The 15,629-nt window shown below is 61.8% G+C and carries 10 protein-coding genes; all 10 read left to right on the forward strand.

Annotated elements, in window-relative coordinates:
• Positions 1-306: 306 nt before the first annotated feature.
• The 10 genes from pgk to HMPREF2836_RS05040 all read left to right on the forward strand — a co-directional run bounded on the left by pgk (position 307) and on the right by HMPREF2836_RS05040 (position 15,322).
• A complete protein-coding gene (gene pgk, locus HMPREF2836_RS04995; RefSeq protein ID WP_049349705.1) occupies positions 307-1,530 on the forward strand; it encodes a phosphoglycerate kinase in 1,224 nt (407 codons plus the stop codon).
• Positions 1,531-1,981: 451 nt separating this feature from the next.
• Complete coding sequence (locus tag HMPREF2836_RS05000) at positions 1,982-2,572, forward strand: DUF6318 family protein (protein ID WP_070629654.1); 591 nt, start codon at positions 1,982-1,984, stop codon at positions 2,570-2,572.
• A gap of 79 nt (positions 2,573-2,651) precedes the next feature.
• Positions 2,652-3,440, forward strand: a complete 789-nt coding sequence (locus HMPREF2836_RS05005; protein WP_246822831.1) for a DUF6318 family protein — start codon at positions 2,652-2,654, stop codon at positions 3,438-3,440.
• A 258-nt stretch (positions 3,441-3,698) separates the two neighbouring features.
• Positions 3,699-4,475 carry a triose-phosphate isomerase gene (gene tpiA, locus HMPREF2836_RS05010; RefSeq protein WP_005509126.1) on the forward strand — a complete coding sequence of 259 codons (777 nt, stop codon included), beginning with the start codon at positions 3,699-3,701 and terminating at the stop codon, positions 4,473-4,475.
• Between the two features lie 252 nt (positions 4,476-4,727).
• Positions 4,728-5,192 carry a hypothetical protein gene (locus HMPREF2836_RS05015; RefSeq protein WP_044143857.1) on the forward strand — a complete coding sequence of 155 codons (465 nt, stop codon included), beginning with the start codon at positions 4,728-4,730 and terminating at the stop codon, positions 5,190-5,192.
• 108 nt (positions 5,193-5,300) lie between these two features.
• Positions 5,301-5,558, forward strand: coding sequence for a preprotein translocase subunit SecG (gene secG / locus HMPREF2836_RS05020; protein WP_005506130.1), 258 nt, complete (start codon positions 5,301-5,303; stop codon positions 5,556-5,558).
• A gap of 187 nt (positions 5,559-5,745) precedes the next feature.
• Positions 5,746-7,155: an SWIM zinc finger family protein gene (locus HMPREF2836_RS05025; RefSeq protein WP_049349690.1), complete on the forward strand. Its 1,410-nt coding sequence runs from the start codon at positions 5,746-5,748 to the stop codon at positions 7,153-7,155.
• 69 nt (positions 7,156-7,224) lie between these two features.
• A complete protein-coding gene (locus tag HMPREF2836_RS05030; RefSeq protein WP_070629656.1) occupies positions 7,225-10,002 on the forward strand; it encodes a DUF6493 family protein in 2,778 nt (925 codons plus the stop codon).
• Positions 10,003-10,080: 78 nt separating this feature from the next.
• Entirely contained in the window at positions 10,081-12,996 is a 2,916-nt protein-coding gene (locus HMPREF2836_RS05035) for an endonuclease (RefSeq protein WP_070629658.1), read from the forward strand.
• On the forward strand, positions 12,989-15,322 hold the full coding sequence (locus tag HMPREF2836_RS05040; RefSeq protein ID WP_070629857.1) for a DUF7825 domain-containing protein: 2,334 nt from the start codon (positions 12,989-12,991) through the stop codon (positions 15,320-15,322). Before HMPREF2836_RS05035 ends, HMPREF2836_RS05040 begins: the two co-directional genes overlap by 8 nt.
• The last annotated feature ends 307 nt before the right edge of the window (positions 15,323-15,629 follow it).

Genomic DNA, 15,629 nt, shown 5'->3' on the forward strand with positions numbered 1-15,629 from the left:
ACCCCGCGTAACTAACGCATAGTGAACCCCGGCACCACCGCATCAAGCGGGGGAGTCGGGGTTTGCTGTACCAAGACTCTTTTGTAAGGGTCTTGAATAAACCTCTTAAAAACGTATAAACATACTATTTTCCGTCGCTCTTTTTGGGTCAAAAATACTGTAAGAAAATAGGTTTTAGGGAGTGCGAATATCCGCGATATTCTGCGGAAAAACACCATATAAAAGCTATTTTTTAGGCTGTCAAACACCCTATTATTCGGTATGATGGAAACGGTATATAAACCCACCTATCCAGGAGGAATTCCTATGGCTAAGGCACTGTCCGAACTGCTCGAAGAAGGCGTCGCAGGCCGCCACGTTCTCGTCCGTTCCGACCTGAACGTACCCCTGAAGGACGGCGTTGTCACCGACGACGGTCGCGTCCGCGCATCCCTGCCCGTCATTGAGAAGCTTGCCAAGGCTGGCGCACGCGTTATCGTGACCGCACACCTGGGCCGCCCCAAGGGCAAGGTCGACCCCCAGTACTCCATCGCACCGGCAGCTGCACGCCTGGCCGAGCTGGCATCCGTGCCCGTGAAGGTTGCAACCGACCTGGTAGGCGAGGACGCAAAGGCTAAGGCAGCAGCCCTGGCTGACGGCGAAGTTCTGGTCGTCGAAAACGTCCGCTACGACGCACGCGAGACCTCCAAGGATGACGCAGAGCGCGGCGAATTCGCTGACGAGCTGGTCGCACTGACCGGCGAGAACGGCGCATACGTGAACGACGCATTCGGTGCAGTTCACCGCAAGCACGCTTCCGTCTACGACGTTGCTAAGCGTCTGCCCGCATACCTGGGTGACCTGGTGAAGAAGGAAGTTGACGTTCTGGCTAAGACCCTGAACGACCCCGAGCGTCCCTTCGTTGTGGTCATGGGTGGCGCTAAGGTTTCCGACAAGCTCGCCGTGATTGACAACCTGATCGGTAAGGCTGACACCATCCTCATTGGTGGCGGTATGGGATACACCTTCGCATATGCACAGGGCTACGAGGTTGGCCAGTCGCTGCTGGAGAAGGACCAGGTCGACAACGTTCTGCGTTACCTGAAGGAAGCTCCCGAGAAGGGCACCGAGATCATCACCGCAGTGGACGTTGTCTGGTCTGACGCATTCTCCGCTGACGCTAACACCGAGGTCCGCCCGATTGAGGACCTGACCGGCGGCAAGCTGGGTGCAGAGGCTGAGGGCCTGGACATTGGCCCCAAGACCGCTGAGATTTTCGCTGAGAAGATCAAGGGTGCAAAGACCATCTTCTGGAACGGCCCCGTTGGCGTGTTCGAGATTGCTCCCTTCGCTGAGGGTACCCGCGCAGTGGCTCAGGCTATCGTTGAGTCTGACGCGTTCTCCATCATTGGTGGTGGCGACTCCGCTTCTGCAGTCCGTAACCTGGGCTTCAAGGATGAGCAGTTCGGCCACATCTCCACCGGTGGTGGCGCTTCCCTCGAGTACATTGAGGGTAAGACCCTGCCCGGCCTGGAGGCACTGGGCGCCTAATCTGGCGCGGCTCATCTGACTCTACGTACAGTAGCGCAGAGTTTTAGCGTAAGAAACCCCTGTCGGGGCGGTATTTCGGTACCGTTCCGGCGGGGGTTTCTGCATGCCCGCTCATGCCCGGATAATCCTGCGCGGGCAGGGGTGGGGCTGTTTCCTGGCTATATGCTGTGGATTCCCTGGGTTTGGTGACTCTAACCGGGAGGGATAGAGGTAGCTTTACTAGACTAGAAATGTAGAGGTTCCCGGCGCTCACCGGGCGGTACCTATACGGTTACTGCGGGGGAGCGAAGCAGGGGGCGCACGCACCTCCACAGGCAAACAAATACAGACAAGCGAATACAGGCGGGCGAAGAAGCCCAGCCGTTGAACCCAGCCACCCGAGCAGCCCAGAACCGCCTCGGCAGCTCGTGAAAACGGCAACTAGTGAACATCGAATCCAAGGAGGGAAAGAATGACCGTCAACACTCAAGCGCTCTTTGACGAAAAAGACTACACCGGAACATACCCGTACGTTGCCGATGGCGTGATTGGACCCTACACACCCGCAAACCGGGACCACCCCGCCTACTCGGCACCCGCCCCGGGCGTGAGGTACAGGCCGAGGCACTATGCGGCGAGGAACCTGCGCCCCTACCTGGGCTACTACTACGCCTGCCAAAACTACATGATTCTCGCCTCGGAACCGGCAGTTCTGAGGATGGACAATATCAGCGAAGAAATGTTTTTCCCCGCCATTCAGGACCTCTACGAAGAAGGTAAAGGCTGGGTCATTACCCCTAACCCCCAGATTCTGACCATGAACCTGCTGGAGGGGCAGCCGCGCCTCATCGACGAGACGCTAAAAATTGTGGAATGGAACGTGCGGTTCGATATCCTTCCCGAAGTTCAGGTGTACCGCAAAGACACGAACCAGGTGTACCCCATCACTGATTTTGATACGCGCGGCCTGATCCGTGACGGCGCAATCCACGGGACTCTACGCACACAATTCACGAATGAGTGGAGGCCCGTCCAATTCATTCCAGAAAATAGCCTGAGCTAGAGGAGGGGAGAGAAGCATGACGAATAACTTTGGCGGACCCGGATATAACCGATCTGGATATAACGAGCAACGAGCGCTCATGAGGTCTGTGATTACTCGCGCCAAGTTTATACGAGCTGGCGTGTTCGCTGGTGCCGCCCTCGTTGCGGTGGCTTTTGGTTGGGGTACTAAACTGCTCAACGGGACGGGTTCGGAGTCTCAAGCCGATAAGAAGCGTGACCAGGAATTTGTGCGCCTGGAACCCACGGAAAAGTACGATGAGCTCCGTACCTTGGGGACCTCTTCCGGGCCGTTGGTTTACACGGCGTTTGAGCGTAAGGGTCGCTTCATTCCTGCCACCGAGGCGCAGGCGGCGCAGAACGTGCCGTACCCTATTCAACAGCCCGGAATGGATAACTACGACCGCGCTGGCCTGTACGCGTTCTTGGCGTACTACTTCGCGTCGATGAATTACTTCTACCACACGGGCGATACGGAGCCTCTTTCTAAGGTCACGGACCCGGAAAAGGTGCTGCACCCCGAAATTCTTCGCCTGTACAGGGAGAAGCGCGGATGGGTTATTTCGGCTGACAAGAACGTGCTGAGCGCCAACGTTGTTGATGATCTTATTGCGGGTGAGAAACCTAAAAATACGAGCCGAAATATCCTGGTGAGCACCCTGTACACGAATAAGGCTACGAACCTCGCGTTTTATGTTAAGGAGACGGGCGAGAAGCAGGATATTCACAAATATTTGAGGTACCTGGGGCGTTTCTCGCTGGCTGTGGAGCATCTGCGCGGGCAGTGGGTGATTGTGGCTGACCGCGACGGCTACAGCATCCGCAACACCTACGAGCCGATCTACCCGCAAGGATTCGGGCAGCTGTAGCTTCCAACAAACCGAGGAAGCGCATCCGCAGGGGAAGTCGATATGAGGCTTCCCCTGCACCCGTTTAAATGGCTACAGAACCCGCAAAATGGCAAGGGCCGAAAGAAACCAATGAGCGCGGGGTGAGAATAGTCAAGGCACAGCATAAAACCGCGCCGAACCAGTGAAAATATGCCGCCAACCCTCTAAAATAGAAAAGGAAAATTCCGAACAACAACCCCGCACGGCATACCGCGCGGGAAAGCTAAGGAGCGAACTATGTCGCGTAAGCCCCTCATCGCAGGCAACTGGAAGATGAACCTCAACCACGCAGAGGCAGTCACCCTCGTCCAGAAGCTCGCATGGACCCTCGACGACGCAAACTTCAACTTCTCCGCAACCGAAGTAGCCGTCTTCCCGCCCTTCACCGACATCCGCTCCGTGCAGACCCTCGTCGAAGGCGACAAGCTGGACATCCTCTACGGCGGCCAGGACCTCTCCGTCCACGACTCCGGCGCATACACCGGCGAAATCTCCGGCGCATTCCTCTCCAAGCTCGGCGCAACCTTCGTGCTCGTCGGCCACTCCGAGCGCCGCACCTACCACCACGAAAGCGACGAGCTGTGCGCAGCAAAGGTTCAGGCAGCATACAAGCACGGCCTGACCCCCGTCCTCTGCGTCGGTGAGCCCCTCGAAATTCGCGAAGCAGGCACCCACGTCGAGTACACCCTCGAGCAGCTGCGCGGCTCCATCGCAGGTCTGACCGCAGAGCAGGCAGAGACCCTCGTCATCGCATACGAGCCCGTCTGGGCAATCGGCACCGGCAAGGTCGCAACCGCAGACGACGCGCAGGAAATGTCCGCAGCAATCCGCGCAGAAATCGCTAAGCTCTACTCCGCAGACGTTGCAGAGAAGGTCCGCGTTCTCTACGGCGGCTCCGTCAAGTCCTCCTCCGCACCCTCCATCATGGGCAAGGAAGACGTGGACGGCGTGCTCGTCGGCGGCGCATCCCTGCAGGCTGACGAATTCGCAGCAATCGCACGCTTCGACGCATAAAACCCCGACGCACCACAGCGTCTCATAGCGTTACAGCGCCCGGCGGGTACCCACCCGACCGGGCGCTGAACCATTTAACCGCCACCGGAGATAGCGGTTGACGTACGAGGCGGGCGTAAGAGCCGGGTGCATGAGTCAGGCGTAAGAGGAGGGTGTATGAGGCGGGGGAGAAGAGCCGGGCGCGTTCGCCCCTAACCACAAAACCCGCCCAAAACACGCCGACTCCGCGGTTCGCCCCGTACACTTAACGGCATGTTCAGCTTTGGTTTTTCCCTGGTCATCGCAGCCCTCGTCGGCATGATCCTCTACAGCTACCTGCGCAACCGCAAAGTGAGTGCCCCGCGCCTACCCGGCAACGACGGCGGCAACATCGGCTACGCAGGCGGCGCAGAATACCAGGAACCCTCGCCCGAATACCAGTACTTCGAGAGCCGCCGAGAAGCATTCCTCGACCAGCTCTACAGCCGCACCTCCTCACCGGAAATCCCCGTCACCCTCACCCTGCGCGACTGGGTAGACCAGGGCTTCTACGCTGAAGGAGGCGCCTACTGGGCAGCCGCGCAGCAGTTCACCTACTACCTCATCGACGGCGGATATGTGCGCGCCTACGACACCGAAGGCGACGAACTCACCGCCCAGCGTGTGCTCACCGACCGCCCCGCAGCACTGCAGCTGACCCCCAGCGAATACCAGCGCCGCAGTAACCGCGCCGCGTAAAAAGCCGCCTCAACGTGACCGAATGGCGGCTGTAGCGTATAGTTAAACCCGTCTGTCTGCGCCCCGCAGCCCAGGCACCCCACCAGAAGACAACGAAGGAAGGTCCCCATGGACGTCATCATGAACGTACTCATGGTCATCATCGCCATCACCAGCGTGATCGCAGTAATGCTTGTGCTGCTCAACCGCGGTCAGGGCGGCGGCCTCTCCGACATGTTCGGCGGCGGTATGACCAACTCCCTGAACTCCTCCGGTATGGCGTCCAAGAACCTGATCCGCCTGACCGTCACCGTGATCGTCATCTGGGTTATCGCAGTGGTCCTGTACGGCCTGGCAATGCGCTTCAACGGCCAGATCGTCGTCTAGCCAGCCTCTACCAGAGCCCACGCCCACCCCATCGCGGGTGAGCGACAAGAGCTTCTCCCCGGCACTTCTCAACCGAGAATGCCGGGGATTTTTTATGCACCAAACGGCAATGACGAAAGCGGTAGCGGGGCGCGAATCTTTACGGCATGATAGGACGTATACACCACATACGAAAGGCAAAGAAGCCATGAGCGCCTACACCCTCGACTACACGTACACCGCCCCGTCAGCCCTCATCGACGGCGCCGACTCCCGCGCGCTCAGCCTCGCCACCAGCGGCGGCAGCACCCCCGAAGGTGCCGCCTCCCACCCGTACTTCTTCTCCGGGTTCCTCGAACGAGCAGACGTCTACGCCACCGCACTACTGGTCGTCGCCCGGGTCGCCCGCACCCGCTTCTACGTACCGCCCAGCTCCCTCGCCGGAGCCCTACGCGCCGCAGACCCCGTCGTCACCAGCACCGCCGAAGGCCTACGCTTCGAATCCTTCAGCGCCTGCTGCGGAGTGTACGCGCGCCTCGACGTTGACTCGAGCGCGCTCGACGCCAGCCACAGCGCCGTAGGCGTCACCAACGTAGACGTCAACCCGCCCCTGCGCGCCGCGCTCGCCTCCCTCAGGGCAGGGGAGCCCATCCACCTGAACGTCGGCGACGACGGGCTGCTCACCACCACCCTTGACGGCTCCGTCATGGAAGAAAAAGTGCCGCTGCCCATCCGCTGGCTCAAGGGCTTTGCAGAAACGCAGATGCTCTCATCCCGCATGAGCCCCGTGCACAGCCTGGACGCTGCCGCCGCCCGAACCTTCATCCACTCCCTGCCGCGTAACTCCAGCACCAAGGCGGTCCTGTGGGCGACCCGCGCGGTGCGTTCCCTGCGGCTTGCCACCCGCGCCACCGCCGGATCTGTATGCGTGGCGGGCCCCGAGCGTCTGCGCGTGCTTGAGCCGCTCATCCGCCACATTCAGCGCCTGGACGCGTACAGTGAGCCCGTGACCGCTGGTAACGCGCCCGTGCCCAGTGTGTGGGTGGCGCACCTGCCCGGCGCACGCCTGAGCATTGGTTTGAGCCCCGAAAAGTCACGCGGATTCTCCGGTGAGGGATCCGTGCTGCAGGCGCTGTCTAACCCGAACACCGCGCAGAATGCTGACATGCTCAGCGTGCTGCTTTCCTTCGAGCCGCGCATTGACGTGCCCGTCATGTCTGCCCGCGCAGGCCTGGATGAGGCGGCAACACGCGACGCCCTCGCCCTGCTGGCTTCCTCCGGTCAGGTTGGTTTTGACGCGCATGCTGGCGAGTATTTCCACCGCCCGCTGCCCGTGCATCCGGAGGCGCTGACCGCCATGCACCCGCGCCTGGTCGGCGCGAAAAAGCTTGCCGACTCCGGCGCTATTGAGCGGGTCGGTGCGGGGGAGCACGGCACCGGCGAGTACAGTGTGCGCAGCGGCGCGAACACGTACACCGTGGTGCTGCCCGCCGACCCGTACGCCGTGGAGGGGTACCTCTGCTCCTGCCCCTGGTGGTTGAAGTACCGCGGTACGCGCGGCCCCTGCAAGCACGCGCTGGCGGTCAGTATTCTCTACCGCGAACACGCCGCCGGCTAGACACACCACGCACCGCACTAAAAGACGACGCCCCAAAAGCTCGCTTCAGCTTCCTTCCGAAAGACCATCATGAGCAAACGCCCCGAAACGCACACCTTCCCCGAAGGTGTCATCACCGAGCCGCTTCCCGGTGAAGTCATTTACCCGCTCCTCAGGCAGCAGAAAACCTGGAGCGACATCATGCACTTCAACCGCAACCTCGCCAACATCCTGGCGGTCGGCGGCACCCTCGAACAGATTTACCGCCGCTGGCAGTACTTCGACATCACCACCACCCCCTACGGCTCCCAGCTCGGTAAAAACACGCCCGGAACCGTCACGCAGGACCGTGTTAAAGCCTACGCAGAGTTCGGCTGGTTCACCGGAGGTGTTGCCATGCGCCTAGCTGAGCTCTACGGCGGGGCGCACCTCGAACACAACGAGGAATACTACACCGCCCTCATCAACTGCGACCGTGAGCTGATTCTCCCGCTGCTGCGCGAGGACGAACAGCTCCGTGAAGAGCTCATCTGGGGCATGCTCGCCGTCGAAGGTAACCGGGATGTATCCCTCACCCAGCGCGACTCCTACAAGCCCGGGCAGAAGGACAACAACCCCGGCTGGTCCTGCGCCCTCATCGAAGCCAGCGAAACCGGGCTGATTAGCCGTGAACGCCTCATTGACGCGCTCCTGAGCTCCCTCATGAGCGACTTCCCGGCGTACCGGGTCGGCTGGTTCTCACGCCTGGTCACCGGACTCAAACTCACCGCCGAAGAAATCGCGGCACGTCAGAGCGAATTTCTGACGCTTTTCTCCTCGCCCATCGGCCCGAGCGTAACCCTCGGTGTGCAGCATATTCACCGCCTCTGGAGCAAAAACCCGCAGGCGCTGGACGCCACCGCCTTCGCCTACGCGGCACCCGCCGTATGCGCCGGAACCAAAGCAAACGCACTCAAAATCCTGATCATGCTCCAGGCGCTGTACCGGGCGGGCACCCTCGATGCTGCCGCCTGCGAAGATGCGGTAGTCATGGCGCTCAGCCACGCCCACGCGCAGGTGCAGGCTGCCGCCCTTAAACACCTCGAAGAATGGGTGCAGGCAGGCGCTGCAGACGATACGAGCGCCGACGCTGTCGTGTTTGCCGAGCGTGCCCGCGAACTCTACCGCGACTACCGCTCCCAGCTCGATCCGCTGGTTGTGGCGCAGATTCAGGAAGAGGGCTCGCCGCTACTTGAAGAAGCACAGAACACCGGCCAGGGGAATAGCCGGGGGAGCGGTACCGAAAGCACCGCCCTCACTGAAGCCGCTGATATTAAGGCCGCCGCCGCGGAGGCGCTCGCCGCCTCCCGCGCCGTAATCCACCGGTACTGGGACACCCCCGTGCGCCCCGTGACCGCATCCGACGTGCAAGAACGCGCCCGTGCGCTCCTGCACCACCAGGTCGCGCCCTGCGCCACCCCCGATACGCTCAACGAAGCAGACCACCCCGAAACGCACGCCGGATGCGAGCTGGAGCTGGAACTACTCACCGCCTACCTGCTCAGCGCCGACGGCACCGCGCAGAGCCCAAACCTGCTCGAACAGCTTGTTCCTATCTGCCTGAAAAAGCTGAACCACTGGGGTTTGGAGTGGTTCGACATGCGCGCGCACATGACGGTTCTTGCAGCCGCCGGGAAGCTGCGTGAGCGCCCGAAGGCATCGGAGATGACCCCGAAGGAAGACCCCGGTACGGTGCCGAACCTGCACACCATGTACTCCCGCCACGCCGCGTTCTTCAGCACCGGATTCAAGGACGCCCTCGGCGTGCTACAAAGCAGGCAGAGCTACACGCCGCTTGCCACCCCTGAACTGTTCGGCGGGTGGGTGCATCCGGATACCCTGGTGCGCCGGTACGCCAAGAACCTGGCTGATGGAGCCCCCATCCTGCGCCAGGATTTCACGGCGGCGCTACTGCGTGTGCGCGTGCCGGAGGTGCTACCTCCGTACGCTACCGACGAGCAGCGACAGGACGCACAGAGCCGCCGGGCTGAGGCGCTGACCCTGCTTGAAAGCCTCGAAGAGCAATACGTGAAGAACGCTCAGGAGGACGCTCCGCGCTCTGCTCCTACCCAGATTCGCGTGCTCCGCTCCGCACTCGACGGCACCCTCGCCACCGGGCGCGTCAACCCCTACCTGGAATCCATCACGGTAGCTCAGCGGGAAAAGAGCTGGGGCCTTCAGCTGAACGGGGTGGCGCACGGTGCTTCCACCCCCGAGCTGAACGCTTTCCGCGGACTTGCCACCGCCCACCACGACGAAGAAGGACAGTACGCCCTGCTCTACCCCTCGCGGGCAGAACCGCTGGCTTTCTACTGCGCTAGTAGCAATTGGTACATCTTGGATCACAGCGCCTTCGACCGGAGCCTGTATTTGGCGTTGGCGGCACACCCCGGCGTGTGGGGTCCCGCCTGCGCGTTCGTGTTCGCCGCGGGCTTCTCGGAGCAGCGTGTCGAAATTCGTTCCCTCGCCGTGGAAATCATGCACCGCGTGCTGGACGATCAGCTCAGCCTTGAGGATGCTACCGCAGGCTTCGTGAACTTTGTGCCGCTGGCGATGCTGAACCGTTGGGCGCTCGCCCTCACCGACTTCGCCCAGCTGGATGCGCGGGCGGCGGTGCGCTTCTTCGCGCGCCTCATACCGCACCTGGATACCGGGGCGAACTCGCTCGGTAAGCTGCTGGGCGCCTTCAGCCAGGCGTTGGCAACTCTCGACCCTGCCACCCGTGCGCAGCTCGTGGATGAGCCGCTGCGTGGCTGGTTGGGTACGCTGACCGGTTCTTCGCAGAAGGCGCGGTACGCCCGGAATATCCTCAACCAGGTGCAGGGCTAACCGCCCCGCCCGCACCCGTTCAAACCCTCCGTTCAACTCTTCCCAACCATTCACCATCAACTCCGAAAGCAGGTACCAATGACTGATACCGCCCAGCCGCACAACCCTAACGAGCGCAGCGCCAGCGAGCATAACGCAGGGGAGCGCACCCTCGAAGAGCGCCGTGCCGCCCTCAAAGCCCTTATGGCGGCAGAATCAACTGACGTGCAGGAATACCACGCCGTCATCACCGGCGCCACCGAGGAGGAACGCGCCTCCCTCGCCCGAACCTTCACCCCCAAGAGCGTCATCGGTAGCGACCACATTAACCGCACCCCGCTCGCCGCATACGTTGCCGGGGCGCTCGTGCGCACCCCCGACGGTGACCCGTGGGAATACCACCGTTCCGCCGGCCGCGCCATGCGCACCCTGCTCTGGGAGGGGCGCCCGGATCAGCAGCTGATTGACGCGTTCCTGCTCGGCGCCACCGAACGCCCCGACGAGTGGATTCTGCGTTTCATTGAGGGCCTGCCGAACTCTTGGGCGCGCTCGAAGAAGATCTGGGAAACCTGCTACATGCTGCTTCGTGCCCGTAATCTGAGCTGCGATGCCCCCGAATACCTGGTCCTTTTCCTGCACGAGGCCCTGCCCTGCGTGAAGAAGGGCAGCGCCAGTAATCACGCCCAGCTCAAGACCTTCTTCACCCGTGACATGACCCTGCTCGACCAGGAATTCTGGGCGGTCTTCCGCACCGAAGGGGTGCTCTTCAAGGGCTACGGCAACTACATGGGTGAAAGCGCGGAACTCTGCCGCCTCATGGGCGAATACTTCGACATCCGCGACGAGATTCTGGACGCCCTGCTACGCGGCCTGACCAGCGATTTCAGCGCATTCAACTCGGCTGCGTTCCACTCCGTCTACACCGATTTGCAGCCCACCGACGCAGAAAACCGGGCACGCTTCGGGCAGCTCATGGCTGTCCTCACCGCAGAGCCCAGCGCCTCCGTCGGATTCGCCCAGACCATGCTGCAGAACGTGCTCAAAGCCTGCGCACCCGCCGCCCTGCAGAAGACCCCCGATCTGCAACCCCTCGAACAGCTTGACCTGGAACAGCTCATCGACGCACTCGGCGCGAACCTCTACCGCACCGAAAAGAAGATTCAGCGCGGTGCCCTGCGCCTGCTCAAGCTCATCGCCACCCAGTACGCCGGCGTGAGCAAAGCCAAGCGTAAGAAGGCGCAAACCGCCGAGCAGGTGGCGCTCGCCAACTATATTGCTGATCGCGTCCTCGAAGCCTACGAGGTGCTACCCCTGGAACTGCGCGGTGCCGCTGAAGCCTGCCTACCCGAAGACCGCCTCCCCATGGCGGAAGAGGCGGAGGGGGCGGGCGCCTCCGTAGAGGTGCCGCCGGTGCTGTTGCCCGGTACCCCGCGCCATGAGTCGTTCACCCCCATTGCGGATCTGGACGAGTTCTGCGCCCTGCTGATCGAGGAATCGAACACCACCTCCGGCCGTGTGGCGGGGGAGAAGAGCCCCCGCGCTACTGGTGAGAACCTGGTGCGTCTTTACCACTTTGCAGCAACTGGGCAGCTGGCACCGGTGGATCAGCAGCAGCTTCGTACCCTGCGCAAGATTGCCAGCGAATATTACTACAACAACGTTGCGTGCATGCCTGTTCTCCGCGCAGTATTGAAAGCTAACGCCGAGGCCATGGGGTGCAAATCCTGGGGGCTACCCGAGCTGACGCCGCTCCTGCAGTATTCCGACCGTAGTGAGATGGTTGCACGAGCTCGCCCGAGTAACGCGCTCTTGAGCAAGGAAGAGATGATACGTCTAACTATTCAGAATAAACACCATCTCTGGAATGCTGACTACAAGCCGTTGAAGGGTTACCGTGACCTCTATGAGATCTTCCGCGAGCAGATGCGTGCCGTCGCCGCCGGGGGAGAGTACCGCACGGACGGACGCACAGTGAGCCTGCTGAGCGCACCACTACCCGCCCGTCAGCTTACCTACAGTGACTGGACTTATCGCGCTGTTTCTGGCCTGGATATGCCCTGGAGCGGCCTCAACCGTGGTCTCGACAATGATCGAGTCTGGGAGTACCAGGAGGCCAGCAGGTCGGGTCGTCTTCGCGAGGCAGGTTTCGAAAACTTTAACGTTGAGGAATTCGTGAAGTACCAGCCCATGTGGCAGGTCAAGGGCGACATCGCGGATACCGTGGATGAGGCGCGCGAGGCCCTGAGCCACTCAACCGCTGGCATGAGCCCCGAGGAAGCCATCGCCTACGAGGTGTTAAACACCGCGTTCATTCCCTTCGTGTACCTACTGAATCTCGATAGCGTCGATGGGTGGCGGGGCGACTATATTATCGTGCTCACCGAGTGGTCCTCCTGGCTACTTCAGAACAACCCGGACCTGCTCTCTGCATACTTCCTGTTCGCCGCTTCGCAGTGCATTGAGGAGAAGACCGTCACCCCCGTCCCCGTGCTCATGCGCGCGCTGAGGGAGTCCACTGTGCAGGTGGGCGCCCCGACCTGCACCCTGCTCGGCTATGTGGCGAGCGCGAAAAATCCTGAGTACCGTCTGGCAGCGGCAGAAGCCATTGCGGCACTTTTTGAGGCGGGCCTGCTGGATACAGGAACCTTCGCGGAGACCCTGAAGTGGGCACTGGAGGACGGGATGGTCCTTGCGAACCGCCTGGTGGCGACCCTGCGTGAGGTGTCGGCTATTAGTCCGCTGGCGGGTTGGCGTGTGCTGCAGGTTCTGCGCCTGCTGCTGCCGATGGTCGGTGAGCTGACGAAGGGCGGCGACTATGTGCGCCTGGCGGTGGAGCTTGCCGAACTGTACGGCACGCCGGTTGAGATTCCCGCCGAGCTGGAGCCAAAGACGAAGGGCTCCACGGTGCTGGCGAAAGCGCTACGCGCCCTGGCTGCCGTGCCTGCCCGCAAGACGGAGGAGGCGCTTGCCGCCCGCGAAGCCGCGCTTGCGCTACTGGGTGAGAGCGGTGCCTAATACTGTGCCTGAAAGCGTGCATCCTGCGGCGCCTGCGTGGAGCGCCGAATACCTGCAGGAGTTCCTGTGGCGTATTGTGCCGGGTCGTTCCATGCGCTCTATGGATGATGAGGTGATTGCCAAGTTTTTCAGGGAGCATCCGGAACACTGGGAAAAAATCTGGGCGCTGTTTACCGTGGAGGGCGCCCTGCCCTCGAATGGTCTAGCACTCTGGTTTATTTATGATGCGCAGCTGACCATCTGCGGTCATGATTTCCTCGTGTATTTGGCGGAGCGTTTTCCACAGTATCGCGCCCGGATTGAGCAGGAGTGCGTTCAGGCGTTGCTGCGTGATTATGCGCCGCAGAACGCCCGCGTTTTCTCGCGTTCCTTTGAGGCTCTGACGGCGGTTCCGAAGGGGCTGCGCGGTGCTGAACGTAAGCAGGCTTTGGCGGCTCAGGCGCAATCCTATGCTCGGCACGGTGCGCTGATTCCGGCGTTGTTGGCTTCGCCGGTGGCGACCACGGCTGCTGTGGGCGCGCAGATGCTGCAGAGTGTTCTGCAGGTCTGCGCGCCGTCTGGCGGTTCTGCCCCTGCCGGTCAGGTGCCGCTGACTGCTGGTGAGCTTCAAGCCCTGGTGGCGGAGGCGCTACCTGCCGCCGCGCAGTTGCTGTTCCGGCGTGAGAAGAAGCTGATGACTGCCGGTTTGAAGGTGCTTGAGTTGAGTGTCCGGGCGGTACCGGAACGTGCCGGGGAGGTGTCTGCTTACGCGCAGGATGCTGTGGAGGTTCTTCCTCTGGAGCTGCGCGATCGCGCGCAGAAGCTGTGCCCTGACACTGTGCCTGCACAGCCTAGTTCGATTCAGCCTGCCTCAGATCAGCCGCCCCGTAGTGTGCGGATTCCGGATGTCCCTGCCCTTGGGCTCTCAGCATCGGAGGTGAATGCCGCCCTCAACGCGGCGCCGCAGGCGGGGCGCGCCTCCGAAGCTACCCGGGATGCTATTCGCAACGACCGGGACTGCGAAGAGCTGCTGTTCGCCCTCTACCACCTCAACGAGAGGGAGCAGTCTGCCCGCCGCATCCCGGCGCTGCTGAACTACCTGCATCGGGCGCATCAGGAGGGGCGAGTCATTGAGTTCAGTCCCGCTTTTCAGAAGCATCTGCGTCGTTACCTGAGCCGTGCCTGGCATGACGTTTGCGACCAATTGCGCTACCTCGCCTACCGGCTGCTGGTCCAGCATGTGCACGCCGCAGACCCTGACCCGCAGGCAGCACTCACCGAGCACACGGGTCGTTTTCAGGGTGCTGATTTTCATTTCAGGGGGTACCCGCGTAAGGGTAGCGAATATTGGGCGTACCGGTCGCCGACGGCGCTGTTCCACGAGCAGCTTCGCGTTGCGTTCGGGGATCAGCCCTATAGTAGCGAGGGCGCGGCTGGGCAGGGCTTTGCGCCTCTGCTGGCTGAGCCGCTGCCTGCGGTGGAGCGTTCTTTTGAGCGCACGGTGATTCGTTTCAAGTCGTACCGTGAGGCGTTTCCGAAGGTTCTGCACGGCGAGTATGAGGTGAATGATTCCACCTATGAGCTGTGGCGGGGGCCGGGGGGGGAGCTAGCCACGGAGCGGAGTACGTTCACGGCGGCGGCATACACGGTGGCTGGTGCCTGTGTGGAGTATCCGGGGCGTTCCCTGGAACATGCCGAGGTGCCGTCTGTTGCCCTAGTATGCGGCTGGTACGCCTGGGCGATGCGCCACAACCCGGACCTTCTGGCGGCGCAGTATAAGCCGCTGCTGAGCGTGTATCAGTTCTCTCGCCTTCACGGTTTTGAGGAGGTTCTGCAGACGCTCGGTGCGGCGGAGCGTGCTCTGGGCATGCCGTCGTATAACTTCCTGGCGTGGGCTTCTGTAGTGCACGCCCCGGAGCGTCGCGCGTTGACGGCGGAGACGATTGCCTCCCTCATTGACCGCGGCAACTGGGATGCGCACCTTTTCGCCCGCGAGCTCGGGTACCTCCTGGAGCACGGCTGGTTCGGGGTGAATCGCCTGGTGCAGACGCTGAACGATGCCGCTTCGCTGAGCCCCTTGGCGGGGTGGTCTGTCTTCCAGACGGTGCGCCGGATCCTTCCGTTGGCTCCGCAGGTGGGTCAGGGCGCGTCCCTTGTGAAGCTTGCCGTTGAGCTTGCCGAACTGTACGGTACGCCGGTTGAGATTCCCGCGGTCCTGGAACCGAAGATGAAGGGCTCCACGGTGCTGGCGAAAGCGCTACGTGCCCTGGTTGCGGTGACCCCGCGCGTGACGGAGGAGGCGCTTGCCGCCCGCGAGGCCGCGCTCACTCTGCTCGGGGAGTCCTAGCCCGCAAACCTACCTGCCGGTGATGCTACTTGCCCCTTAGCTAGAGCCTCACCGGCGGGTAGAAACCCCCGAGCATGCTTCGGTGACGAAACGGCTTGACCGCCGTCGCGGGGCGGGAGTACTCTATAAGTAATGGCGGATCATGAAGAGTCCTACTTTCTGAAATATCTTTTCTTATATTTATCGGATTCTTCGCTTCCCGCCATTTTTCTTTTAATCCCCCGTTCCCACGCGGCTGACAGATAATCGGCTAGCAGATAAGCAAGCAACCGATCAACAAACAACGGATAAGTGCCGCCCAAGCTCC

It is taken from the genome of Rothia sp. HMSC065C12 (assembly GCF_001812085.1).
Classification (GTDB): domain Bacteria; phylum Actinomycetota; class Actinomycetes; order Actinomycetales; family Micrococcaceae; genus Rothia; species Rothia mucilaginosa.

What these genes read in the sequence shown, in the direction of transcription:
- pgk (WP_049349705.1), top strand. Translation starts at nt 307, where the DNA reads ATGGCTAAGGCACTGTCCGAACTGCTCGAAGAAGGCGTCGCAGGCCGC.
- HMPREF2836_RS05000 (WP_070629654.1), top strand. Translation starts at nt 1,982, where the DNA reads ATGACCGTCAACACTCAAGCGCTCTTTGACGAAAAAGACTACACCGGA.
- HMPREF2836_RS05005 (WP_246822831.1), top strand. Translation starts at nt 2,652, where the DNA reads ATGAGGTCTGTGATTACTCGCGCCAAGTTTATACGAGCTGGCGTGTTC.
- tpiA (WP_005509126.1), top strand. Translation starts at nt 3,699, where the DNA reads ATGTCGCGTAAGCCCCTCATCGCAGGCAACTGGAAGATGAACCTCAAC.
- HMPREF2836_RS05015 (WP_044143857.1), top strand. Translation starts at nt 4,728, where the DNA reads ATGTTCAGCTTTGGTTTTTCCCTGGTCATCGCAGCCCTCGTCGGCATG.
- secG (WP_005506130.1), top strand. Translation starts at nt 5,301, where the DNA reads ATGGACGTCATCATGAACGTACTCATGGTCATCATCGCCATCACCAGC.
- HMPREF2836_RS05025 (WP_049349690.1), top strand. Translation starts at nt 5,746, where the DNA reads ATGAGCGCCTACACCCTCGACTACACGTACACCGCCCCGTCAGCCCTC.
- HMPREF2836_RS05030 (WP_070629656.1), top strand. Translation starts at nt 7,225, where the DNA reads ATGAGCAAACGCCCCGAAACGCACACCTTCCCCGAAGGTGTCATCACC.
- HMPREF2836_RS05035 (WP_070629658.1), top strand. Translation starts at nt 10,081, where the DNA reads ATGACTGATACCGCCCAGCCGCACAACCCTAACGAGCGCAGCGCCAGC.